The sequence below is a fragment of the Rhizobium halophilum genome, from assembly GCF_021648825.1.
In the GTDB taxonomy this organism is placed as follows: domain Bacteria; phylum Pseudomonadota; class Alphaproteobacteria; order Rhizobiales; family Rhizobiaceae; genus Neorhizobium; species Neorhizobium halophilum.
On record NZ_JAKJHS010000011.1, the window covers coordinates 54,777 to 78,453 of the forward strand.

22 protein-coding genes are annotated in these 23,677 nt (G+C 60.4%); 18 read left to right on the forward strand and 4 right to left on the reverse strand.

Annotated elements, in window-relative coordinates:
- Positions 1 to 636 carry a glutathione S-transferase family protein gene (locus tag LXM96_RS18045; RefSeq protein WP_239999954.1) on the reverse strand — a complete coding sequence of 212 codons (636 nt, stop codon included), beginning with the start codon at positions 634 to 636 and terminating at the stop codon, positions 1 to 3.
- A gap of 126 nt (positions 637 to 762) precedes the next feature.
- Positions 763 to 1,977: an NADP-dependent isocitrate dehydrogenase gene (locus LXM96_RS18050; protein WP_239999955.1), complete on the reverse strand. Its 1,215-nt coding sequence runs from the start codon at positions 1,975 to 1,977 to the stop codon at positions 763 to 765.
- Positions 1,978 to 2,119: 142 nt separating this feature from the next.
- Between LXM96_RS18050 and LXM96_RS18055 the strand changes: the two genes are divergently transcribed.
- The 14 genes from LXM96_RS18055 (at position 2,120) to lpxB (ending at position 15,980) form a co-directional block, all read left to right on the forward strand.
- Positions 2,120 to 2,716, forward strand: coding sequence for a hypothetical protein (locus LXM96_RS18055; protein WP_239999956.1), 597 nt, complete (start codon positions 2,120 to 2,122; stop codon positions 2,714 to 2,716).
- A 197-nt stretch (positions 2,717 to 2,913) separates the two neighbouring features.
- On the forward strand, positions 2,914 to 3,699 hold the full coding sequence (gene rpsB, locus LXM96_RS18060; protein WP_239999957.1) for a 30S ribosomal protein S2: 786 nt from the start codon (positions 2,914 to 2,916) through the stop codon (positions 3,697 to 3,699).
- Between the two features lie 167 nt (positions 3,700 to 3,866).
- Entirely contained in the window at positions 3,867 to 4,793 is a 927-nt protein-coding gene (tsf, locus tag LXM96_RS18065) for a translation elongation factor Ts (protein WP_239999958.1), read from the forward strand.
- Positions 4,794 to 4,890: 97 nt separating this feature from the next.
- A complete protein-coding gene (gene pyrH, locus LXM96_RS18070; protein WP_239999959.1) occupies positions 4,891 to 5,613 on the forward strand; it encodes a UMP kinase in 723 nt (240 codons plus the stop codon).
- A gap of 40 nt (positions 5,614 to 5,653) precedes the next feature.
- A complete protein-coding gene (frr, locus tag LXM96_RS18075; RefSeq protein ID WP_239999960.1) occupies positions 5,654 to 6,214 on the forward strand; it encodes a ribosome recycling factor in 561 nt (186 codons plus the stop codon).
- Between the two features lie 44 nt (positions 6,215 to 6,258).
- A complete protein-coding gene (locus LXM96_RS18080; RefSeq protein ID WP_239999961.1) occupies positions 6,259 to 7,002 on the forward strand; it encodes an isoprenyl transferase in 744 nt (247 codons plus the stop codon).
- Complete coding sequence (locus tag LXM96_RS18085; protein WP_317208271.1) at positions 7,002 to 7,835, forward strand: phosphatidate cytidylyltransferase; 834 nt, start codon at positions 7,002 to 7,004, stop codon at positions 7,833 to 7,835. Before LXM96_RS18080 ends, LXM96_RS18085 begins: the two co-directional genes overlap by 1 nt.
- A 43-nt stretch (positions 7,836 to 7,878) precedes the next feature.
- A complete protein-coding gene (gene rseP, locus LXM96_RS18090; RefSeq protein WP_239999963.1) occupies positions 7,879 to 9,003 on the forward strand; it encodes an RIP metalloprotease RseP in 1,125 nt (374 codons plus the stop codon).
- 187 nt (positions 9,004 to 9,190) lie between these two features.
- Positions 9,191 to 11,530 (forward strand): outer membrane protein assembly factor BamA, encoded by a 2,340-nt coding sequence (gene bamA, locus LXM96_RS18095; RefSeq protein WP_239999964.1) that lies wholly within the window; start codon positions 9,191 to 9,193, stop codon positions 11,528 to 11,530.
- Between the two features lie 52 nt (positions 11,531 to 11,582).
- Positions 11,583 to 12,647: a UDP-3-O-(3-hydroxymyristoyl)glucosamine N-acyltransferase gene (lpxD, locus tag LXM96_RS18100; protein WP_239999965.1), complete on the forward strand. Its 1,065-nt coding sequence runs from the start codon at positions 11,583 to 11,585 to the stop codon at positions 12,645 to 12,647.
- Positions 12,640 to 13,107, forward strand: a complete 468-nt coding sequence (fabZ, locus tag LXM96_RS18105) for a 3-hydroxyacyl-ACP dehydratase FabZ (protein WP_239999966.1) — start codon at positions 12,640 to 12,642, stop codon at positions 13,105 to 13,107. The genes lpxD and fabZ overlap by 8 nt, the downstream gene beginning before the upstream one ends.
- Entirely contained in the window at positions 13,104 to 13,919 is an 816-nt protein-coding gene (lpxA, locus tag LXM96_RS18110) for an acyl-ACP--UDP-N-acetylglucosamine O-acyltransferase (RefSeq protein WP_239999967.1), read from the forward strand. Before fabZ ends, lpxA begins: the two co-directional genes overlap by 4 nt.
- A 4-nt stretch (positions 13,920 to 13,923) precedes the next feature.
- Positions 13,924 to 14,805 (forward strand): LpxI family protein, encoded by an 882-nt coding sequence (locus tag LXM96_RS18115; RefSeq protein ID WP_239999968.1) that lies wholly within the window; start codon positions 13,924 to 13,926, stop codon positions 14,803 to 14,805.
- The gene (lpxB, locus tag LXM96_RS18120) at positions 14,805 to 15,980 is read left to right on the forward strand and encodes a lipid-A-disaccharide synthase (RefSeq protein WP_239999969.1); all 1,176 of its coding nucleotides are present in this window, start codon (positions 14,805 to 14,807) and stop codon (positions 15,978 to 15,980) included. The genes LXM96_RS18115 and lpxB overlap by 1 nt, the downstream gene beginning before the upstream one ends.
- A 29-nt stretch (positions 15,981 to 16,009) precedes the next feature.
- Here lpxB and gltA read toward each other — a convergent pair whose 3' ends face one another.
- Positions 16,010 to 17,299, reverse strand: coding sequence for a citrate synthase (gene gltA / locus LXM96_RS18125; RefSeq protein WP_239999970.1), 1,290 nt, complete (start codon positions 17,297 to 17,299; stop codon positions 16,010 to 16,012).
- Between the two features lie 274 nt (positions 17,300 to 17,573).
- On the opposite strand from gltA, the gene LXM96_RS18130 reads away from it, so the two are divergent.
- Positions 17,574 to 20,069 (forward strand): ComEC/Rec2 family competence protein, encoded by a 2,496-nt coding sequence (locus LXM96_RS18130; RefSeq protein ID WP_449619160.1) that lies wholly within the window; start codon positions 17,574 to 17,576, stop codon positions 20,067 to 20,069.
- Here LXM96_RS18130 and lexA read toward each other — a convergent pair.
- The gene (gene lexA, locus LXM96_RS18135) at positions 20,050 to 20,769 is read right to left on the reverse strand and encodes a transcriptional repressor LexA (RefSeq protein WP_239999971.1); all 720 of its coding nucleotides are present in this window, start codon (positions 20,767 to 20,769) and stop codon (positions 20,050 to 20,052) included. The genes LXM96_RS18130 and lexA overlap by 20 nt on opposite strands.
- A gap of 225 nt (positions 20,770 to 20,994) precedes the next feature.
- Between lexA and kdsA the strand changes: the two genes are divergently transcribed.
- The 3 genes from kdsA (at position 20,995) to LXM96_RS18150 (ending at position 23,650) form a co-directional block, all read left to right on the forward strand.
- A complete protein-coding gene (gene kdsA, locus LXM96_RS18140; protein WP_394801993.1) occupies positions 20,995 to 21,837 on the forward strand; it encodes a 3-deoxy-8-phosphooctulonate synthase in 843 nt (280 codons plus the stop codon).
- Positions 21,838 to 21,922: 85 nt separating this feature from the next.
- On the forward strand, positions 21,923 to 23,197 hold the full coding sequence (gene eno, locus LXM96_RS18145; RefSeq protein WP_239999973.1) for a phosphopyruvate hydratase: 1,275 nt from the start codon (positions 21,923 to 21,925) through the stop codon (positions 23,195 to 23,197).
- Positions 23,198 to 23,332: 135 nt separating this feature from the next.
- Positions 23,333 to 23,650 carry an FtsB family cell division protein gene (locus tag LXM96_RS18150; RefSeq protein WP_239999974.1) on the forward strand — a complete coding sequence of 106 codons (318 nt, stop codon included), beginning with the start codon at positions 23,333 to 23,335 and terminating at the stop codon, positions 23,648 to 23,650.
- Positions 23,651 to 23,677 lie beyond the last annotated feature (27 nt).

A 23,677-nucleotide genomic window follows, 5' to 3' on the forward strand; every position in this document is an offset into this window, starting at 1 on the left:
TCAGGGCTCCTGGCCGGCTTGAAGTTCCTGCATATCCGCGTCGTCCAGTTCGGTCGCCCGCAGATGAGCCGGCCGGTCGTGCAGATGCGCCACATAGGCCTCGAACGCCGGGCGCTTCTCGATTGAGCCGAACTGCATGCCCCACATCAGGTGCGAACCGACATAAACGTCGGCCGCGGTAAAGCTGCTGCCTGCGATGAAGCTCTGATCGCTAAGCGCACCTTCAAGAGTCGCCAGTACTTCGTCGTAGCTGCCGTACCCAATCATCGCGCGCCGATCTTCGGGGACGTGGAAGCCGAGCGCGCGGTTGCTCACGGCAGCCTCGAGCGGGCCGGCTGCGAAGAAGAGCCAGCGATAATAAGCGGCCCGTTCCCTTTGCGGCGGCGCAAGCCCCGCCTGCGGGAAGGCATCCGCCAGATAGGCGCAGATGGCTGCGCCTTCCGTGACGATGCTATCGCCGTGTACCAAGGTTGGAACCTTGCCCATTGGATTGAGGCGAAGGTAATCGCCGCTCTTCATCGTTCCGCCGAAGCTCAGCACCTCCCGGCGATACCGGACCCCAACCTCTTCAAGCATCCAGCGAGCAATCCGCCCGCGCGACATGGGATTGGTATAGAGAATGACTTCGTCCGACATGCTGTCTTCCTCCGTTCACTCTATGTTCTAGGGTGGAAGTCGCCAGAAAACAACGCGGCCGTCTAGAAAAAAGAAGACGGCGGGAACTTGTCCCGCCGTCACACCTCTTGGGATCTGCAGATATGATTACGCAGCCATGGTCTTCTTGAGGTTCTCGTCGATCTTGTCGAGGAAGGCCGTCGTGGAGAGCCACGGCTGATCGGGGCCGATAAGGAGGGCAAGGTCCTTTGTCATGAAACCTGACTCCACCGTCTCGATGCAGACACGCTCGAGGGTGGAGGCGAACTCTGCGAGATCGGCATTGTCGTCCAGCTTGGCGCGGTGGGCGAGACCGCGGGTCCAGGCGAAGATCGAGGCGATGGAGTTCGTCGAGGTTTCCTGGCCTTTCTGGTGCTGCCGGTAGTGGCGCGTCACCGTGCCATGCGCAGCTTCGGCCTCGACGGTCTTGCCGTCCGGCGTCATCAGAACCGAGGTCATCAGGCCGAGCGAGCCGAAGCCCTGGGCGACGATGTCGGACTGGACGTCGCCGTCGTAGTTCTTGCAGGCCCAGACATAGCCGCCGGACCATTTGAGAGCGGCAGCCACCATGTCGTCGATCAGGCGATGCTCGTACCAGATCTTCTTCGCTTCGTACTGTTCCTTGAACTCGGCGTCGTAGACCTCCTGGAAGATGTCCTTGAAGCGCCCGTCGTAAACCTTGAGGATCGTATTCTTCGTGGAGAGATAGCAAGGTACGCCGCGCTGCAGGGCGTAGTTGAGCGATGCGCGGGCGAAGTCCCGGATCGAATCATCGAGGTTGTACATCGCCATCGCGACGCCGGAGGAGGGTGCGTCGAAGACGTCGTGCTCGATCGTCTGGCCGTCGTCGCCAACGAACTTGATCGTCAGCTTGCCCTTCCCGGGAAACTTGAAGTCGGTTGCGCGGTATTGGTCGCCGAAGGCGTGGCGGCCGACGATGATCGGCTGCGTCCAGCCGGGAACGAGGCGCGGGACGTTCTTCATGATGATCGGCTCACGGAAGATGACGCCGCCGAGGATGTTGCGGATCGTGCCATTCGGGCTCTTCCACATCTTCTTCAGGCCGAATTCCTCGACCCGACCTTCATCCGGAGTGATCGTCGCGCACTTGATGCCGACGCCGTGCTTCTTGATCGCGTGAGCCGCATCAACCGTGACCTGGTCGCTCGTTGCATCGCGATTCTGGACCGAGAGGTCGTAGTATTCGATCTCCAGATCGAGGTAGGGCAGGATCAGCTTTTCCTTGATGAACTGCCAGATGATGCGGGTCATCTCGTCGCCATCGAGATCGACGACCGGATTGGCTACCTTGATCTTTTGCATGGATTCCTCTTCGAGCGCTGGCCGGAACGGCCGTTCCGACATTTTGGAGACATGAATGGGCTGGCCTATAGCACCGACCGCTTGCGACGCAAAGCCATACACTGGTTGTGGTCGTCGTTTGTGTGCTGCCATGCGCGGCGCTATGAATGTTGCCAACCCGGCCGTCTCGGATAATCTGCACGACATTCGAGTCTACGGACATGCCATGCGCATCATTACCCTCGCTGCAACCATCAGCCTTGCCGCCAGTACAGCCTTTGCGGCCGACGCCACCGATCCAGTGAAGGAGGTGATGGATGTCACCCTTCGCAATTGGAGCAGCGTCGAGAGCCAGTGGAGCTATATTTTCGATCCTCAGCCGCTGCAACAACTGTTCAGCCGCACGTTTCAAGCAGCATATGCCGAAGCGTCCAAGCGTCCGGCTTACGAGACCGACGACGGCGGGCCCGGAGACCCGTTCGGCTATGATGTCGTGACGGCATCCCAGGATGGTTGCCCACTCGAAGACGTCCAGATAAAGGCCGATCCGGCGGAGCGTGGCTTCACCAGGGTGAGAGTCACGTTCAAGCTCTGGCGCTGCCTCGATCAGCCGGAACTGCAGGAAAGCGTCAACGAGGTCCATTTCGATGTGGTGACGGAAGACGGTAGGTTCGTGATCAACGACATCCATCGCGTTGGCGCGAACGACCAGGATTCTGTTCTGGTGGAAATGAAGCATCTGGCGGCGGGAACGGATTGAATTCCCTCCGGCCGACCGCGATCTGACAATTCATGGCCGTGCCCTTGCCTTTTGGCAGTATCGGCTGTATGGGCACGGCCATTCCACACGTAAGGCATGGGATTGTCCGGGAGAAATCCGGATTGTTCCGCCGGTGGCATTCTCGACGAGGGTGCTGTTCGCCTTGCGGAGGTTCAACCGGAAAAGGAGAAAAAGGCATGGCATTGCCTGATTTCAGCATGCGCCAGCTTCTGGAAGCTGGTGTTCACTTCGGCCACCAGACACACCGCTGGAACCCGAAGATGAAGCCGTACATCTTCGGCGATCGTTCCAACATCCACATCATCGACCTTGCACAGACCGTGCCGATGCTGTCGCGCGCCCTGCAGGTGATCTCGGACACCGTTGCCCGTGGCGGCCGCGTTCTGTTCGTCGGCACCAAGCGTCAGGCGTCTGAACTGATCGCTGACAGCGCGAAGCGCTCCGCCCAGTACTACGTCAATTCTCGCTGGCTCGGCGGCATGATGACGAACTGGAAGACCATCTCCAACTCGATCCAGCGCCTGCGCAAGCTCGACGAGATCCTGGCTTCGGAGGCTTCGGGCTTCACCAAGAAGGAGCGTCTGAACCTTGAGCGCGAGCGCGAGAAGCTCGAAAAGGCTCTCGGCGGTATCCGCGACATGGGCGGCACGCCGGACCTGATGTTCATCATCGACACGAACAAGGAAAAGATCGCCATCGATGAAGCCAAGCGCCTGGGCATCCCGGTCGTGGCCATCATCGACTCCAATTGCGATCCGGACCTGATCGACTACCCGATCCCGGGCAACGACGACGCCTCGCGCGCCATCGCTCTCTACTGCGACCTGATCGCACGCGCTGCCATCGACGGCATTGCGCGCCAACAGGGAGCATCCGGCCGCGATCTCGGCGCATCGGCTGAAACGCCGGTCGAGCCTGCTCTCGAAGGCGATTCCGAGCCAGAGGCCCAGGCCCAGGCCTGATCCATCCGAAAGGCGGCGCCAGCGCCGCCTTTCATCCTCCGGGTCGAGGCCAGCCTCCCCGAGAAGGGTCTTCATTACCCTGTCATATTCCCGGGTACATTCGTCCCCAACGCTGCCTTCGTCGATGTTTTCCCGGCTGAGGCGATCTTGAAAACAAGAGGCACACAATGACCGAAATCACAGCCGCAATGGTGAAGGAACTGCGCGAAAAGTCCGGCGCAGGCATGATGGATTGCAAGAAGGCGCTTGCTGAGAACAACGGCGACATGGAAGCCGCGATTGACTGGCTGCGCGCCAAGGGCATTGCCAAGGCTGACAAGAAGTCCGGCCGTACGGCAGCCGAAGGTCTGATTGGCATTGCCAGCTCCGGCACCAAGGCCGTTGTCGTGGAAGTCAACTCCGAGACCGACTTCGTTGCTCGCAACGATGCCTTCCAGGACCTGGTTCGTGGTGTAGCGCAGGTTGCTCTTTCCACCGACGGTACGGTCGACGCCGTCAGCGCGGCAATCTTCCCGGCTTCGGGCAAGCCTGTCAGCGATACGATCAAGGATGCTATCGCTACGATCGGCGAGAACATGAGCCTGCGTCGCTCGGCGCTGCTGTCGGTCGAAGACGGCGTCGTGGCTACCTACATCCACAATGCGGCTGCTGACAACCTCGGCAAGCTCGGCGTTCTCGTTGCATTGAAGTCCACCGGTAACAAGGAAGCTCTTGCGACCCTTGGCCGTCAGGTGGCGATGCATGTTGCAGCGACTGCGCCGCTTGCAATCCGAGCGGAAGAAGTCGATGCAGCCGTTGCCGAGCGCGAGCGCAACGTGTTCATCGAGCAGTCACGCGAATCGCGCAAGCCGGAGAACATCATCGAGAAGATGGTCGAAGGTCGCATGCGCAAGTTCTTCGAGGAAGTTGCGCTTCTGTCGCAGGCATTCGTGATCAATCCCGACCTGACGGTCGGCGCGGCGATCAAGGAAGCCGAAAAACAGGTCGGCGCGCCCATCGAAGTGACCGGCATGGCCCGGCTCCTGCTCGGCGAGGGCATCGAGAAGGAAGAATCAGACTTCGCTGCAGAAGTTGCAGCTGCCGCCAAGGGCTGATTGTCGCCGCACTATTCCCGGCAAAAGCGCAAGGGCACCGCGTGACAACGCGGTGCCCTTCGTGTATCCGCAACCCGATTGACAGTCAGGAGTAACCATGTCCCCCCAACCCATCTACAAGCGAGTCCTTCTCAAAGCCTCCGGTGAAGCTTTGATGGGGAGCCAGGGATTCGGGATCGATGTGGCAGTTGCAGACCGTATTGCTTCCGATATCGCCGAGGCGAGGGCCATGGGCGTCGAGGTCGGTGTCGTTGTCGGCGGCGGCAACATCTTTCGCGGCGTGGCAGTGGCCTCCAAGGGCGGCGATCGCGTGACCGGTGATCACATGGGCATGCTGGCGACGGTGATCAACGCGCTGGCGCTGGCAACTTCGCTGCGCAAGCTCGACATTGACACGGTGGTGCTTTCCGCGATCGCCATGCCTGAGATCTGCGAGAGCTTCACCCAGCTTCGCACACTCCATCATCTCGAACAGGGAAGGGTGGTAATTTTCGCCGGCGGCACCGGCAACCCGTTCTTCACCACCGACTCGGCCGCAGCGCTGCGTGCTGCCGAGATCGGTGCGGAAGCGATCTTCAAGGGAACGCAGGTGGATGGTATCTATTCGGCCGATCCGAAAAAGGACCCGACCGCGACCCGCTTCGAGCAACTGACTCATGGCGAAGTGCTGGAGAAGGGTCTCGCGGTGATGGATGTGGCGGCCGTCGCACTGGCACGGGAAAATTCGATCCCTATCATCGTCTTTTCGATCCACGAGAAGAACGGATTTGCCGCGATCTTGACCGGTGGCGGTCGCAAGACCATCGTTTCTGACAACTGAACAGGCTCCAACGCCTGATTATGCAAGACGGAGTAGACGGATGAGCGGATCAACGGATCTCAACGACATCAAGCGTCGCATGGACGGCGCAGTCAATGCCTTCAAGAGCGACATCGCCTCGCTGCGCACAGGTCGCGCGTCCGCCAATATTCTCGATCCGGTGACTGTTGAAGCCTACGGTTCGCGCGTGCCGCTGAACCAGGTGGCCAACATCACGGTGCCAGAACCGCGCATGCTCGGCGTTTCCATCTGGGACAAATCGATGGTGAGCGCCGTGGAGCGGGCGATTCGCGAGTCAAACCTCGGCCTCAACCCGATCGTTGATGGGCAGAACCTGCGTATCCCGCTGCCCGAGTTGAACGAGGAACGCCGCAAGTCCCTCGTCAAGGTGGCTCACGATTATGCGGAGAAGGCGAAGGTCGCTATCCGCCACGTCCGCCGCGACGGCATGGACAGCCTGAAAAAGGCCGAAAAGGATGGGGACATCGGTCAGGACGAAGGACGTTCTCTTTCGGACAAGGTCCAGAAGATGACCGACGATACCATCTCGGACGTCGACCGCTTGCTGGCGGACAAAGAAAAAGAAATCATGCAGGTTTAGGGTACAAGTTTCCGCTGGTGCGCCCCGCCTGAAATGGAAAAACGATGATCAGCCTCGATCTTCCCGTCATCCCTGAACATGTCGCCATCATCATGGACGGCAATGGACGCTGGGCCAACCAGCGGGGACTTCCGCGTACCTTCGGCCATAACAAGGGTGTGGAGGCGGTTCGCGAGACGGTGAAGGCTGCTGGCGAGGCTGGGATAAAATATCTCACCTTGTTCGCCTTCTCTTCGGAAAACTGGAGCCGCCCCGCAAGCGAGGTGGAGGATTTGCTCGGCCTCCTGCGTCGGTTCATCCGCCGCGACCTTGCGGATCTGCACCGGGAGAACATCCGCATCCGAATCATCGGTGAGCGCCAGAACCTGCGCGGTGACATTCTCCCGTTGCTGCTCGAGGCTGAGGAAACCACGCGCAACAATACCGCGATGACCCTGGTCATCGCCTTCAATTATGGCTCCCGTAACGAGATCGCCCGCGCCGTCGCCCGGATTGCAGAGGATGTCGAGGCAGGGCGGCTCAAACCTGCAGAAGTTGATGCCGACCTGATCAGCCGCCACCTGGATACCGCCGACTTTCCCGATCCGGATCTCATCATTCGCACGAGTGGTGAAGAACGGCTGTCAAATTTCCTGCTGTGGCAGGCTGCCTATTCGGAGCTCGTCTTCCTGCCTTGCTATTGGCCGGATTTTGGACGTCAGCAGTTGTACGAGGCGCTCCGCGTTTTTGCCTCGCGCGAACGCCGATTCGGCGCGCTGTCGCAGATGACGACTGCGGTGGTCGGCTGATGAGTGCGGAGCTCAAGCAGAGAGTCTTGTCTGGGATCGTGTTGGCAGCCGTCGTTCTGATGGCGACATGGCTTGGCGGCATGCCGTTCCAGATGCTGGCGGCTGCAATTGCGCTGCTGATCTACTTCGAATGGTCGACGATTACCGGGCTGAACGAAAGAAACTTCACCGGGAACCTCTTCGCCTGGGTTGCGGTGATCCTGTTGGCGGCAAATGTCGCCTTCGGCGATCCCGACATGAACATGCCTATCGTGGGTGGCTTCGCCGTCACGATCCTCTTGGTGGTGATGATCGGCGGAGGCAGTTGGTGGCTTCCCGGTGGTTTCGCTTACGCGGGCTTGAGCGGGGTCTCGTTCGCCGCGATCAGGGAAGGGGGCATGCCGGGGTTTGCCGCCATCCTCTTCGTTTTCGCTGTGGTATGGGCCACCGATATCCTGGCTTACTTCGTAGGCCGGGCATTGAAGGGGCCGAAACTCGCTCCTCGGATATCCCCCGGTAAGACCTGGTCGGGAGCCATTGGAGGGGCCATCTCGGCTGTTCTCGCTGGCTCGGCTCTCACCCTGACGTTCTTCGGGCAACTGACGCTGTGGATCGTCCTCTTGTCACTGGTCCTTTCTGTGGCCAGTCAGATGGGTGACCTATTCGAATCCTTCATCAAGAGGCGCTTTGGAGCAAAGGACTCCAGTCAATTGATTCCTGGACATGGTGGCGTCATGGACCGGGTCGACGGGCTGGTCGTTGCGTGTTTTGTCCTGTTCCTGCTAACGCTTGCCTCAGGCTCCCTAAGGGGCCATCTTGATCTTACCGTGGCCGAGTTCCTGTTTGGCCTTTAACGGCTGCCCTTGCCGGGTGGAATGAACGACTGGACGGAACCTTATGGCGATCATCGGACTACTGACGGGCTACATCATACCCTTCATTATCGTCTTGTCGGTGCTGGTCTTCATCCACGAGATGGGCCACTACCTCGTCGGGCGCTGGTGCGGAATAAGGGTAACGGCCTTCTCGGTGGGGTTTGGTCCTGAGCTAGTGGGCCATACCGACAGCCACGGTACACGTTGGAAGTTGTCGGCGATTCCGCTTGGAGGCTATGTAAAATTCTTTGGTGACGAGGATGCGGCAAGTACGCCCGCATCCGCCGACCTGGCAGGCTTGAGCGAGGCGGAACGTGCTCAAACGCTCGCGGGAGCGCGCCTCTGGAAACGCGCCGCTACCGTCGCCGCGGGACCTATCGCCAATTTTATCCTTGCGATCGCGATATTTGCCGTTCTCTTTTCTACCTACGGCAAGATGATCTCGGATCCGGTCGTGGCAGAGGTTCGGCCCGAAAGCGCCGCTGCCGAAGCGGGCGTGCAGCCGGGAGATCTCCTTGTCGCGTTGGACGGCGAGAAGATCCGGACCTTTGACGAGGTGCGCCGCTACGTCGCCGTCCGACCCCAGACGCAGATTGTCGTTACGGTCGAGCGTGACGGTCGGGAGATCGATCTCTCGATGGTGCCGGAACGGACGGAAATCACCGATCAGTTCGGCAACAAGATTGAACTGGGGCAGATCGGCATCGTGACCAATGCCGAAAGGGGAAATTTCCGTCTGGAAAGCTACTCGCCTCTTGGGGCAATTGCCGAGGGTTTTCGCGAGACCGGCCACATCATCACTGGGACGTTCAACTATCTTGGCAACATCTTTACCGGCCGAATGAGCGCAGACCAGATCGGGGGACCCATCCGCATCGCCGAAACCACGGGGCAGATGGCCACGCTTGGTTTTGCTGCGCTCCTGAACTTCGCGGCAGTGATTTCCGTCTCGCTCGGCCTCATGAACCTGTTTCCGATCCCTGTCCTTGATGGCGGACACCTGCTTATGTACGCCCTGGAGGCGGTGAGAGGGCGACCTCTCAGCCCGCGTGTGCAGGAAGTCGTCTTCCGGTTCGGGCTGGCGATGATCCTCACCCTGATGGTCTTCGCCACCTGGAACGACACCTTTGGCCGGTGGATGGGCTGAATTTGATTAAAACTGTTTGTTTACCGTAATTTGAACTTGGCGTGGCCCTGCTGCCACGCCTCCATCTGAAGTAAACAGAATTTAACGCCATGCCTTGCTTGTAGGGTAAAAGCAGGTAAAACGACACACGTGTGGCCGGACTCGGGCACCACCCGCCGAGGGACAACGGGAAAAGGTAAGAATTGAAATGAAGGCTGGTTCAAGGTTTCTGAACGCAGTGTCAGCGTTTGCGCTGTCTGCTAGTGTTGTTGCTTCAGGCGCCGGCGTCTCGGTTCTCGCTTCGGCATCCGTCGCGGAAGCCGCTGTTGTCCGTAATGTTCAGGTTCGCGGCGCAGAGCGTGCCGGCGAAGAAGCTGTGCGGGCAAACCTCACAATCCGTCCCGGCGTGAGCTTTACCAACGTTGATATCGACGAGTCCGTGAAGCGGCTCTATTCCACAGGTTACTTCTCCGACGTCCGCATCGCGGTTTCCGGCAGTACCCTTGTTGTCACGGTTAGCGAGAACCAACTCGTCAACCAGGTCGTCTTCAACGGCAATCGCAAGATCAAGGATGACAAGCTTGCAGAGGTCGTTCAGACCCGCCCGCTTGGGCCGTATAGTCAGGAACTGGTCAATGCCGATATCGAGCGCTTGCGAGAGGCGTATTCCGCCATCGGCCGCAGCGACATCGAGGTGACGACTCAGGTCGTTCCGGTCGGACAGGGTCGCGTGAACCTCGCTTTTGTCATCAACGAAGGTGACCGCACCAAGATCTCCAACATCAATTTCGTCGGCAACCAGGCCTATGGCGATGGCCGCCTTCAGTCTGTGATCCTGACGAAGGAATCCGGCCCGCTGTCCTTCCTGACCCGCAAGGACGTCTACAACCCCGACAAGCTGCGGGCCGACGAAGACGCTCTGCGCCAGTTCTACTACAATCACGGCTACCCCGATTTCCGCATCATCTCGTCCGAGGCGGTACTCGACGAGTCGACGAACCAGTACAACATCACGTTCACAGTGGAAGAAGGCCCGCGCTACCGTTTCGGCGATGTTGTGGTTGAGTCGACCGTGGAAGGTGTGGACTCCCAAGACCTTCAAGGGTTGGTGCGGACCCGCACCGGCGATACCTACGACGCGGCTGAGGTTCAGAAGTCGATGGAGGCCATCTCGCAGCGCGTGGCGTCTGCGGGTTATCCGTTCGCACGCGTTACCCCGCGTGGCGATCGCAATTTCGGCACCCAGACCATCGGTGTCTCCTATCTTGTCGATCAGGGCGAGCGTGCCTATGTGGAGCGGATCGAAGTTCGCGGAAACACCCGCACACGCGATTACGTCATCCGCCGCGAGTTCGACTTCAGCGAAGGCGACGCCTTCAATCAGACGATGATTACCCGGGCGAAGCGTCGCCTCGAGGCTCTTGGCTATTTCACGACCGTCAACATCTCGACCTCGCCAGGTTCGGCGCCGGATCGCGTGGTTGTTGTCGTGGATGTGGAAGACCAGCCGACTGGCGCCTTCGGCATCGGCGCCGGTTATTCTCCAGGTGGCGACGGACTGATCTTGGAAGCCTCGATCGAAGAGAAGAACTTCCTTGGTCGCGGTCAGTTCATCCGTGTCGCAGTCGGTGGCGGGCTTGATGATGCGCGCAGCTATTCGCTGTCCTTCACCGAACCCTACTTCCTCGGCTATCGTCTTGCGGCAGGGTTTGACCTGTTCAAGAGCAAGACATCTTCGGAAGATTATTACGATTATTCCGAGCAAGGTATCACCCTGCGCGTGACGGCGCCGATCACCGAGGATCTGGCGACGACGTTCCGCTACACGTACAAGAAACTGGAGTACGATGGAGACGGCGACTGGGATCAGGGGGATAATCTCTCTGAGCCTTATGAGGCGCTGATCCGTGAGGGCGAGTTCGTCCAGTCTTCCGTTTCGCAGACGCTCACCTACAACACGCTCGACAGCAACACGCTGGCACGCGAAGGCATCTATGCCTCCGTCACCCACGAGTTTGCCGGGCTTGGCGGTGACTCCGAGTTCTACAAGATCTACGGTCGCGCCCGCTACTTCCATCTGCTTTCGGATGAAGCCGATATCATTGGTTCCGTGGCTGTGGGTGCCGGCCACGTCGTCGGAACCGGCGACGATCTGAACGTCTTCGATCAATTCACGATCGGCGGCCGACAGATTCGCGGCTTTGAGAACAACGGCATTGGTCCGCGTATGGACAATGGCGATTCGATCGGTGGCACGACCTACTTCACCGCGTCTGCCGAAGTGACGTTCCCAATGCCCGCCTTCCCTGAGGATTTCGGTCTTCGCGGAGCATTCTTTGCCGATGCCGGAACGCTCTACGGCAACGACGTGAACCTGCGCGGCGAAGGGGTGCAGGGCACCGACATGTCGTTGCGCGCATCGGTGGGTGCAGGTATCCAGTGGGCCTCGCCGTTCGGCTCGCTCCGAGTGGACTATGCGGTTCCGGTGGTCAAGGAAGACTTCGACGAGGAGCAGCAGTTCCGGTTCAGCATGGCGAACCAGTTCTGATCCTTACCGGCCAGAACTGCGGTCAAAATCTGTTCTGGAGTTGTTTGACCTGATGGAGTTCAACCAATTCTTTCCGCCCCATGATGGGATCAGCCTGCGCGAGTTGGCATCTCATCTCGGGGCTGATCTCCTTGATGATTCGGCAGGTGACCGTCGGATCCGATCGGTCGCGCCCGTCGCGCGTGCGGTGGAAGGGCAAATCTGCTATCTCCGCTCGCGCAAGTCCCGCGGGGACCTTTCAACCTGTCGGGCGTCGGCGATTATCTGCGAAGGCGCCATAAGGCCCCTGGTTCCAGACCATATACCGGTGCTGCTATCTCCTAAGCCGGAAACGGCTTTTGCCATTGCCGGTGCCCTTCTGCATCCGAACGCTATGCGCCCCGCGCCGGTCGTCTCTGATCTGGCAGGTGTTCATCCAGCCTCGCATGTTGATCCCACGGCGAGGCTAGAGCAGGACGTTGAGGTGGAGCCGATGGCGGTTGTGGGAGCAAGGGCCGAGATCGGTTCCGGCACTCGGATCGGCGCTGGTGCCGTCATCGGGGCAGATGTGAAGATCGGTCGCGGGTGCACCATTGCACCCGGTGCGACCGTGCTGGCGGCGTTCCTCGGCAATGGCGTCATCATCCACAACGGTGCCCGCGTTGGCCAGGACGGCTTCGGCTATGCACCTGGACCACGCGGCATGCTCAAGGTCGTTCAGGTCGGTCGGGTTATCATCCAGGACAACGTGGAGATTGGTGCCAATACCACGATTGATCGCGGCACCATGGACGATACGGTGATCGGCGAGGGAACCAAGATCGACAACCTCGTTCAGGTCGGCCACAACGTTCGCATCGGACGTCACTGTGGCATCGTCAGCGGGGTCGGCATTGCCGGTTCCACCACCATCGGCGACGGTGTGATGATCGGCGGTGCTTCAGGCGTCAATGGCCACATCACCATCGGAGACGGTGCTCAGATCGCTGCGATGAGCGGTGTTATCGCTGACGTGCCGGCAGGTGCGCGCTTTGGCGGCATTCCCGCAAGGCCCTTGAAGGACTTTCTGCGCGATGTGGCGGAAGCACTTTCGCGCTCGGATGAGCGGTCCAGGCGTAAAGGAGACAAGAATGAATGAAGAAACGGGCAAGACGCTCGGTGCCGCCGATATCCTCGAGATCATGAAACTGCTGCCGCACCGGTATCCGTTCCTTCTGGTGGACCGGATTATCGAGATCGACGGTGATGATTCGGCTATCGGAATAAAAAACGTCACGGCCAATGAACCGCATTTCACCGGCCATTTCCCCGACCAGCCCATCATGCCTGGCGTTCTGCTTGTGGAGGGCATGGCGCAGACTGCAGGCGCCATATGCGCGCGCAAGGAAGGCGAGGGCGGCAATCTGGTTTATTTCATGACCATTGACAACGCCCGCTTCCGCAAGCCTGTCGTTCCCGGTGATCGTGTCGAATTTCACGTCAGGAAGCAGAAACAGCGTGGGAACATCTGGAAGTTCCATTGCGAAGCGATGGTCGATGGGGCACTTGTCGCCGAGGCCGACATCGGCGCCATGATTCGCCGCAAGGAAGGCGCATGACTCGGATTGCCGCGAGTGCTCGCATTCATCCCATGGCCGTCGTCGATGATGGCGCCGTGATCGGCGAAAACGTCTCGATCGGCCCCTTCTGCACGGTCGGTTCGCACGTTGTTTTGAAGGATGATGTACACCTCATCTCCCATGCCGTCGTCAGCGGGAAGACCGAAATCGGTCGCGGCTCGCGTATTTTTCCGATGGCAGTCATCGGAGGTGTGTCGCAGAGCCTGCACGAAGCAGGTGAAGATTCCACCCTCACCATTGGCGAGAACTGCACCATGCGAGAGGGAGTGACCATCAACTGCGGTACGGTTGGCGGCGGCGGTAAGACCGTTGTTGGTGACAACTGTCTCCTGCTGGCAAATTCTCACGTCGCGCACGACTGCATTCTGGGCAACGGGATCATCATGTCGAACAACGTGATGCTTGCCGGCCATGTGAAGGTGGGCGATCACGCCATTCTTGGGGGTGGTTCGGCCGTCCATCAGTTCAACCGCATTGGGCGCAACGCCTTCGTCGGCGGTCTCTCCGCCGTAAACTATGATGTCATCCCTTATGGGATGCTGAATGGCAACCCAGGCATTCTGAATGGCCTGAATGTCGTCGGCATGACCCGCGCCGGCATTGAACGTGCTACCATCCACCGCGTCCGCCGCGCCTTCAAGCAGATCTTCGAAGGCGAGGGCAATGTCCGGAATAATGCTGCGGCAATTCGGGAGGAGTATGCTGACTGCAAGGAAGTGGTGGAGATCCTAGATTTCATCGCCGCCGACAGCGATCGTGCATTGTCCTCTCCCTTCCGCGGCAAAGCCTGACGCCGTGCCCGGCCCTGCGGGACCTGAAGCAAGGGGGCGACTTGCGATTGTCGCTGGATGGGGACAATTGCCGCTCTACCTCGCCCAGGCGGCCCGTGTCGCAGGCGACGAGCCGGTGATCGTTGCTTTGTCCAACGAGGCGGACCAGAGCTTTGAGAGCTTCGAGACACTGCGAACGGGTGTTGGGGATCTCGCCGGGATCGAACGCTTCCTGAGGGAAAAACGGGTTGGCCGGGTTGTCATGTCAGGAGCCGTTCGGCGCCGGCCGGAATGGCGCGACATCCGTCCGACACTGAAGACGTTCGTGCGGGTGCCGGCAGTCGTGCGGACGCTTTTGTCTGGCGGTGATGACACGGTTCTGCAGATGGTGATCCGCTTGTTCGAGGGCATGGGGTGCCGTGTGGTCGGGGCCCATGATATCGCTCCCGACCTTCTGGCTCGCACCGGTGCCCTCACGGCTCTCTCGCCATCGGCGGACGATCTTCGCGACATCGAGGAGGGTATCAAGGCTGCGCTCGCTTTGGGTGAACTCGACATCGGGCAGGGCGCCGTCAGCGTCGGCGGGCGGGTCGTTGCCTTGGAGGGGGTCGAGGGAACGGATCGCATGCTGGAACGCGTGGCGACCTTGCGTCGTGAGGGACGGATCTCGCGCCGCCGCCGCGGCGTTCTGGTCAAGCTCTGCAAGCCCCAGCAGGATATGCGGGCGGATTTGCCCGCCATCGGCATATCGACTGTTACCAACGCCGCACGCGCCGGTTTGGCAGGGATCGCCGTTGAGGCCGGGCGGGCGCTGGTGCTCGACGAACAAGCCGTAGTCGCGGCTGCCGACAACGCCGGGCTCTTTATTGGCGGGATTGATCTCAAGCTTCCTCGACGAGGGCTTTGATGACAGGAAAAGCACTGAAGGTTGCCATTGTTGCCGGAGAGGTTTCCGGCGACCTCTTGGGGGGAGATCTCGCCGCCGCGTTGAAGGCCGCTCATCCAGGCCCGGTTGAGCTTCTCGGCGTGGGTGGGGACGAACTGCAGGCTCAAGGATTGCGGTCGCTCTTCGACTTCTCCGAACTCTCCATCATGGGCGTCACCCAAGTCCTCCAGCGCCTGCCGCAGTTGCTGCGTCGCATCCGGCAGACGGCAGAGATGATCGTCGCAGCGCGACCGGATGTCCTCGTCATCGTCGATAGTCCCGATTTTACCCACCGGGTTGCAAAGCGGGTGAGGGCGGCGCTGCCCGATCTGCCGATCATCGACTATGTCTGCCCCAGCGTTTGGGCGTGGAAGGAGTACCGAGCGCGGGCGATGGTGCCTTATATCGACCACGTCCTGGGGATCTTGCCCTTCGAGCCGCCGACGATGGACCGCCTCGGCGGCCCGCCGACGACGTTCATCGGCCACCGCCTGACAAGCGATCCTGCGGTGCTGAAGGTGCGTGCATTGCGCAAGGAACAGTCGGTCAAGCAGCCGGGAGAGCACCGCACGATCATGCTGCTTCCCGGATCCAGATCGGCAGAGATCCGGCAATTGCTGCCAATCTTCGGGCAGGCAGCGGCAGCCTTCGTTGAACGCAATGGCCCGACACGGTTTGTATTGCCGACAGTGCCGCGCCAGGAGACCTTGGTCCGCCAGATCGTGAAGTCCCTGCCGGTGCAGCCGCATGTCAGCGTTTCTGCCGAAGAGAAATGGGCGGCGTTTGCCGAAGCCGATGCGGCGCTTGCGGCCTCAGGCACGGTGATCCTCGAATTGGCATTGGCGGGTGTGCCGGTCGTATCGGCCTATAAGGCTGATTGGCTGATCACGATGATGTCCAAGCGCATCAAGATCTGGAGCGCTGCCCTGCCGAACCTGATTGCCGACTATCCGGTCATTCCGGAATACATCAACGAGATGGTGCGGCCCGGTAGCCTGTGCCGCTGGGCGGAGCGCCTGTCGATGGATACGGCGCAGCGGCGAGCAATGGTGGAGGGCTACGACGTCACATGGGGGCGTCTACAGACGCAAGTCCCTCCCGGCGAAGCGGCCGCCGGAATTGTTCTTGAAGTCATGGAACGAAAAAAGCCCGGTTGATACCGGGCTTTTCGTGTGGGTCTTAGTGATTATCGCTTCGACACGGGCGTATAGTCGCGCTGCGGCGCGCCGGTGTAGAGCTGGCGCGGGCGGCCGATGCGCTGCTGCGGGTCTTCGATCATCTCTGCCCACTGTGCGATCCAGCCGACTGTCCGGGCGAGCGCAAAGAGAACGGTGAACATCGTGGTCGGGAAGCCCATCGCCTTCAATGTGATGCCCGAGTAGAAGTCGATGTTCGGATAGAGCTTCTTCTCGATGAAGTATTCGTCCGTGAGCGCGATCCGTTCGAGTTCCATGGCAACCTGCAGCAGCGGGTCGTCCTTGTGGCCGAGCTCTCCGAGGACCTCGTGCGTTGTCTTCTGCATGATCTTGGCGCGCGGGTCGTAGTTCTTGTAGACGCGGTGGCCAAAGCCCATCAGGCGGAACGGGTCATTCTTGTCCTTGGCGCGGGCGATATACTCGGGGATACGGTCAACGGTGCCGATCTCGGAGAGCATGTTGAGCGCCGCCTCATTGGCGCCACCGTGGGCCGGACCCCAGAGGCAGGCGATGCCAGCCGCGATGCATGCAAACGGATTGGCGCCAGAAGAGCCGGCAAGGCGAACGGTCGAGGTGGACGCGTTCTGCTCGTGGTCCGCATGCAGGATGAAGATGCGGTCCATTGCCCGAGCGAGAACCGGGTTGACCTTGTAGTCCTCACAGGGGACGGCGAAGCACATGTGAAGGAAGTTCGCTGCGTAATCGAGATCGTTCTTTGGATAAACGAAGGGCTGGCCAATATGGTACTTGTACGCCATTGCAGCGATCGTCGGCATCTTCGCGATCATGCGCAGCGAAGCGACCATGCGCTGGTGCGGATCCGTGATGTCGGTCGAGTCGTGATAGAAGGCGGACAGGGCGCCGACGCAGCCGCACATGACGGCCATCGGGTGGGCGTCACGGCGAAAACCGGTGAAGAAGCGCGTCATCTGTTCGTGCACCATGGTGTGGTGCGTGACGCGGTAGTCGAAGTCCTTCTTCTGCGCCGCAGTCGGCAGTTCACCGTAAAGGAGCAGATAGCAGGTTTCCAGGAAGTCGCCGTGTTCGGCGAGCTGCTCGATGGGATACCCGCGGTGGAGGAGAATGCCGTTGTCACCGTCGATAAAGGTAATCTTGGATTCGCAGGAGGCCGTCGAAGTGAAACCCGGATCGTAGGTGAAGGCGCCGGTCTGCTTGTAGAGGCTGCCGATGTCGATGACGTCCGGTCCGATCGTCCCAGATTTTACACTGAGATCGACGTTCTTATCACCTAGTACCAGATTTGCGCTTCTGTCGGTCATGTGATCCTCCAACCTGTTGGCGGCGTAGCGTATCAAAACGCCACAGAATTAAGCGTAGCAACGTAGCTATATGATCCGGTGGCTGCTGCCAAGCACTGCTGATGTCTAATTGTGCAATGCAGAAAGCAAGTTTTCCCAAGCCCTGAAACGGGGTTAAAGAAGAGTCACGAGCACCAGGCAGCCCCTCCGGCGGCCCGGCTTTGGGCACAGGCGCGGGTTGCATTTTGGCCTTTCCGGTTGCATGCTCTCGACGTGGGGCGGGAGCTTGCCGCAGATGCCGCAGGAGCATGTCGTTCTTCTCGGATCGGAGTTGCAGGCGGCCTCTTCTTGCCGGAGGGACCGGCTCGCGCCAATCTTGGATCAGGAAGCACGACGGTGTTCCCCCACGCTCTCCCTTCGCCGACGGCTGTTGTTGCGACCTCACGCGAGTAGGGGAACGAGACAGACGTTCTCCGGTGCCCGCTTTCGGGCGCTGCTGGAGGAGGAGGTCAGCCACGGACATGCCTTCTTGTTTGTGCCCGTTCTCATCGGTGCGGGTGCCGCCTCCTGGTTTGCCGTTCCTTCCGATCCGCCAGCAGCGCTGATCTTCGGTCTGTGGCTCGTCCTCTGCTTGATTGGCATCATCAGCTACCGGAGAGTGGGACGCGTTCCTACCATGGCGCTCGCCTCTATCCTGTTTCTCTTGGGAGGCGTCCTGGCGCAGGTGGAGACATGGCGGGCGGCGACAGTGATCCTCGATGGACCGGTGACGACCAACCTGACGGGGAAGGTCCAACGGCGCGAGGCAGCGGGGGAAGGCCGGTGGCGGTATTTTCTGGAGGTCACAGGGACGGCAAATCCTGCGTTGAAACGTCCGCCCGAGCGGGTTGTGCTACTGGTCCGGTCGAAACACGAACCCTTCGCGGCCGGAGAGAAGATTGCCGGTCGCGCCAGGCTTTCGCCGCCTTCTGGACCCGCGCTGCCCCGCCTGAACGACTTTGCCTTCAGCACCTACTTCGATCGTATCGGAGCGGTTGGCTTCTTCTATGGCGCGCCCGCGCGGATCCAGACCAGCCTGGAGGAGCGGCTGTCGCCCCGCGAAAGCTGGGCGAGCCATTTGGAGGCCCGCATATTTGCGTTGCGTGGGCAGATTGCGGAGCGAATTCGCGCAGTCGTCCCGGGAGATGCCGGGGCGTTCGCGGCCGCGATTGTCACCGATGAGAGACGTGCTATTTCCAAGGAAACAACCGAGGCCCTCCGTGTATCGGGCCTCGCGCATATTGTGGCAATCTCCGGTCTCAACATGGCGCTCGCCGCCGGGATATTCTTTGTCGGATTGCGAACCTGTCTTGGTCTGCTGACCGGCTTTGCTCAGGCGTGGCCGATCAAGAAGATCGCGGCCTTCGGCGCGCTTCTAATGGCGACGGCCTACTACCTGATCTCGGGCTTCGCAGTTTCGGCCGAAAGGGCATATCTCATGATGTCCGTTATGCTGGTTGCGGTCCTTTTCGACCGGGCGGCGATCAGTCTGCGCAACGTTGCAATCTCGGCCATCATCATCATCGCCGTCTCGCCCTCCGAAGTCATGGGACCGAGCTTCCAGATGTCCTTTGCCGCGACCATCGCATTGGTCGCCGGCTACTCAGCCTGGAGCCAGTGGGTTTCCCGCGAGGAGCCGGAGCCTGCTGTTCTGATCAGGGGACGGCTGGCTCCAATGAAGGCGGGCTGGAACTTCATCGCCGGCATCTTCGTGACGTCGCTGATCGGAGGCGTTTCAACCGCGATATACTCGATGGATCACTTCCATCGCCTGGCAGGGTATGGGCTTGCTGCCAATCTCGCGGTGATGCCGATCATCTCCTTCCTGGTGATGCCTGTAGGGCTGATCGGGATGCTTCTGATGCCGTTTGGGCTGGAGGCTCCGTTCCTCAAGCTCATGGGAGGAGGCCTTGACGCGGTCATCGCCGTCGCGAAGCACGTCGCCACGTGGGGTGGCGAGGTCGGTGTCGGCCGACAGCATCCCTGGTTTTTGATCATCTCCTCTGCAGGCTTTCTGCTGCTCTGCCTGCTGAGGACACGTCTGCGGCTCATCGGTCTGCCGCTTTTGGCGTTCGCTTTCGTTCTGAGTTTTCAGGAGCAGCGCAAGCCGCCGCCTGACGTGCTTGTGTCGGAGGACGCAACGCTGGTGGTCCTTCTCGGGTCGGCGCCTTCAAGCAATCGCGCCAAGCCGGCGTCATTCATTTTCGATCAGTGGCAGCGCGCTCATCTGCTTGATGTTCCGCTCCCTCCGCAGATTTCCTCGGCCGGAGAGGTGCCTTTGCCGCCGGCGGATCTGAGGCAGGAGATCGATGGGCCGCAGATGGCGGTTATGCGGGAGGCGATGATGCGGGACCTGCATCTAGCAGGAACGCGCGCCGGACGGTTCCATTGCCGCAAAAAACTATGGTGCACGGCGGTGACCGAGCAGAGGGTCAACGTGGTGACAATCGAGGATTGGCGTATGACCGGTCTCGGCTGTGACCTTGCCCACCTTGTCGTTGCACCCAGGGCTCGTTTCCACGAATGCCGCTCGGGCGCACTGCTGCTTTCGGGCGATGGGCTGCGAAAGACAGGCGCGCTTGAAATCCGGCTCCGCGAATCTGCCGGCGCTTCAGGATGGAAAGCAGAGGCAGCAACCTGGGGCGTGAGGCGCCCGTGGACAGAGCACCGCCTCTACGACTGGCGCAGCGATGCGTTCAATCCCGCGATTCCGGCACCGGTAACGCATTTGATCAATGGTAGCGCCGAATAAGCCCAACCAGCTTGCCCTGAACCTTCACCCGTTCGGCCGGCAGGATGCGTGTTTCATAAGCGGGGTTCGCGGCTTCGAGCGCGATCGAGGCGCCACGGCGGCGGAATCGCTTCAACGTCGCCTCCTCGTCGTCCACCAGCGCCACGACGATATCACCCGGGCCAGCGGTCTGCCCGTTGCGGATGATAACCGTGTCGCCATCGAGGATACCGGCCTCGATCATCGAGTCGCCCTTTACTTCCAGCGCATAATGCTCGCCGCTGCCGAGCATTTCCGCCGGTACCGCAATGTCATGGGTGTTGTTCTGGATGGCCGAGATTGGCACGCCGGCTGCGATACGGCCCATGACGGGAACCGTGGTGCTGCTACTCTCGTCATTGGCCGCAGCCCTGGCTGGGGCGGCTGGCGGAGCTTTTGTCTTGCCAAGACTGCCCTCGATGACACTCGGAGAGAAGCCCCGCCGCGGCTGCAGACTGCTGTTATAGGCCTCCGGCAGCTTGATAACTTCAAGTGCACGTGCCCGGTTCGGCAGGCGACGGATGAAACCGCGCTCTTCCAGCGCCGTGATCAGCCGGTGAATTCCGGATTTGGACGCGAGGTCGAGGGCGTCCTTCATCTCGTCGAAGGACGGCGGCACACCCGATTCCTTCATCCGCTCATGAATGAAGAGAAGCAGTTCCTGCTGTTTGCGCGTGAGCATCGGGTTCCTCTGAGGTGAAACAAATACGGAACAGACTGTATCTGTTCCACATGTGTTCCGCAAGGGGAAAGTTCCCGACGACCGGCTGTATCCGCGCAATTGGCGTGACAGGCTTCCGCCTTGCTGCTAATGACGTGCCGTTCTTGCGCCAGCACGACCGCCGGGTCGTGGCGAACGCCATTGGGCAAGATGTTTTGTTTGTCTTCGAGGAGTGAAGCGATGGGCATGAGCCCCAATTCCGAAGTCCAGGTCGGCGAGGGTGACGGTCGCGTGCTTTTCTCCCAGAAGGCGCGCTTCTCGCTGATCGCAGGGCCCTGCCAGATGGAGAGCCGCGACCACGCCTTCATGATCGCCGGCGCGCTGAAGGAGCTCTGCGGAAAGCTCGGCATCGGCCTCGTCTACAAGTCTTCCTTCGACAAGGCGAACCGCACTTCGATTTCCGGCAAACGCGGCATCGGGCTTGAGAAGGCGATGGAGATTTTCGCGGACCTCAAGACAGAGTTCGGCTTCCCGGTCCTGACCGATATCCATACGGAAGAGCAGTGTGCGCTCGTGGCGCCGACGGTCGACATCCTGCAGATCCCGGCCTTCCTGAGCCGCCAGACGGACCTGTTGGTTGCAGCCGCAAAGACCGGACGCGTCATCAACGTCAAGAAGGGCCAGTTCCTCGCGCCCTGGGACATGAAGAACGTGCTGGCGAAGTTCACCGAGAGCGGCAACCCCAACGTACTTCTTTGCGAGCGCGGCGCCTCCTTCGGCTACAACACGCTCGTCTCCGATATGCGCTCGCTGCCGATCATGGCCGCGATGGGCTCGCCCGTCGTCTTCGATGCGACTCACTCGGTGCAGCAGCCGGGCGGGCAGGGTGGTTCGTCGGGCGGACAGCGCGAGTTTGTCGAGACGCTCGCCCGCGCAGCCGTCGCCGTCGGCGTCGCCGGCCTCTTCATCGAGACGCATGAGGATCCGGACAACGCGCCGTCGGATGGCCCCAACATGGTGCATCTGAAGGACATGCCGCGGCTTCTGGAAAAGCTGCTGGCCTATGATTCCGTGACCAAGAGCGCTTGAGCAGCCGCGATTGTAATTTGCCTGTCATCGATTAAGAGACATGGTCGATGACCGAAGGGCAATAGGTTCACCTCAGGGAGAGATCATGACCGCCATCACCGACATCGTCGCACGCGAAATCCTCGACAGCCGCGGAAACCCGACCGTTGAGGTCGATGTGTATCTGGAAGACGGCAGCATGGGCCGCGCGGCAGTTCCTTCCGGCGCCTCCACGGGAGCGCATGAAGCGGTCGAACTTCGCGATGGCGGCAAGCGCTACGGCGGCAAGGGCGTCGAGAAGGCGGTCGAGGCGGTCAACACCGAGATCTTCGATGCCATCGGCGGCTTCGATGCCGAGAGCCAGATCCACATCGACAAGACGATGATCGCGCTCGACGGCACGCCGAACAAGTCGCGCCTCGGCGCCAATGCGATCCTCGGGGTTTCGCTCGCCGTCGCCAAGGCCGCAGCCGAATCGGCCGGCCTGCCGCTCTATCGCTATGTCGGCGGTGCGGCAGCACATGTGCTGCCGGTGCCGATGATGAACATTATCAATGGCGGCGCCCATGCCGACAATCCGATCGACTTCCAGGAATTCATGATCATGCCGGTCGGCGCCGACAGCCTCCGCGAAGCCGTCCGCATGGGCTCGGAAATCTTCCATGTTCTGAAGAAGGAATTGGCGGCGCAGGGTCACAACACCAATGTCGGCGACGAGGGCGGCTTCGCGCCGGGCCTCAAGAGCGCGCCGGAAGCGCTGGACTTCATCATGAGGTCGGTCGAGAAGGCCGGCTATACCCCGGGCGACGACGTCTGCCTGGCGCTTGATTGCGCCTCCACCGAATTCTTCAAGAACGGCAAATACGAGATGGAAGGCGAGGGCCGAACACTTGAGTCTGGCGCCATGGCTGAATATCTCGCCGAGCTCGTGGGCAAGTATCCCATCATCTCGATCGAAGACGGCATGGCAGAGGACGATTGGGACGGCTGGAAGACGCTGACGGAACTCGTCGGCGACAAGTGCCAGCTCGTGGGCGATGATCTCTTCGTCACCAACTCGGCCCGCCTGCGCGACGGCATCAAGATGGGCGTTGCCAACTCCATCCTCGTGAAGGTCAACCAGATCGGTTCGCTGACCGAAACTTTGGATGCGGTCGAGACGGCTCACAAGGCCCGCTACACCGCTGTCATGTCGCACCGCTCCGGCGAGACAGAAGATTCCACGATCGCCGATCTCGCGGTTGCCACCAACTGCGGTCAGATCAAGACCGGTTCACTGTCGCGTTCCGACCGTCTTGCCAAGTACAATCAGCTGATCCGCATTGAAGAAATGCTGGGCCCGCAGGCTGCCTATGCCGGCCGTTCGATGATCAAGTCGTAAGCCAAGCCTTCCAGAAGCGAACTTCGAAAGCCCGGTTCTGCCGGGCTTTTTCATGTCCGGCCTTTGGTCAACCATTGCTTAAGCAAGTTCTGCGAATTTGAAGCGTCGTAATGCGTTACAGAGGTGTCGCGGGGCATGTGGACCAAGCATCACAAGGAAAGAAAACTCGGTCGCTTCGTTCTTCCGCTCATCACTGTCGCCTTCCTCTCCTATTTCGGCTACCATTCGCTTCATGGCGAGCTCGGTCTCGTGGCGACGGAAAAGTTCGAGCGTCAGCGGCTCGAGCGGCAGGCGGAGCTCGAGGCGCTGACTGAGAGGCGCGTGGCGCTCGAGCGCCAGGTTCAGCTGCTGAGCGACGGATCGCTCGAGAAGGACATGCTGGACGAGATCGCCCGCTACCAGCTCAACGTCTCCCGCGAAGACGAAATTGTCATATTCAACAACTACTTCTAGATTAACTCGATTGTAGTTAATCTGACT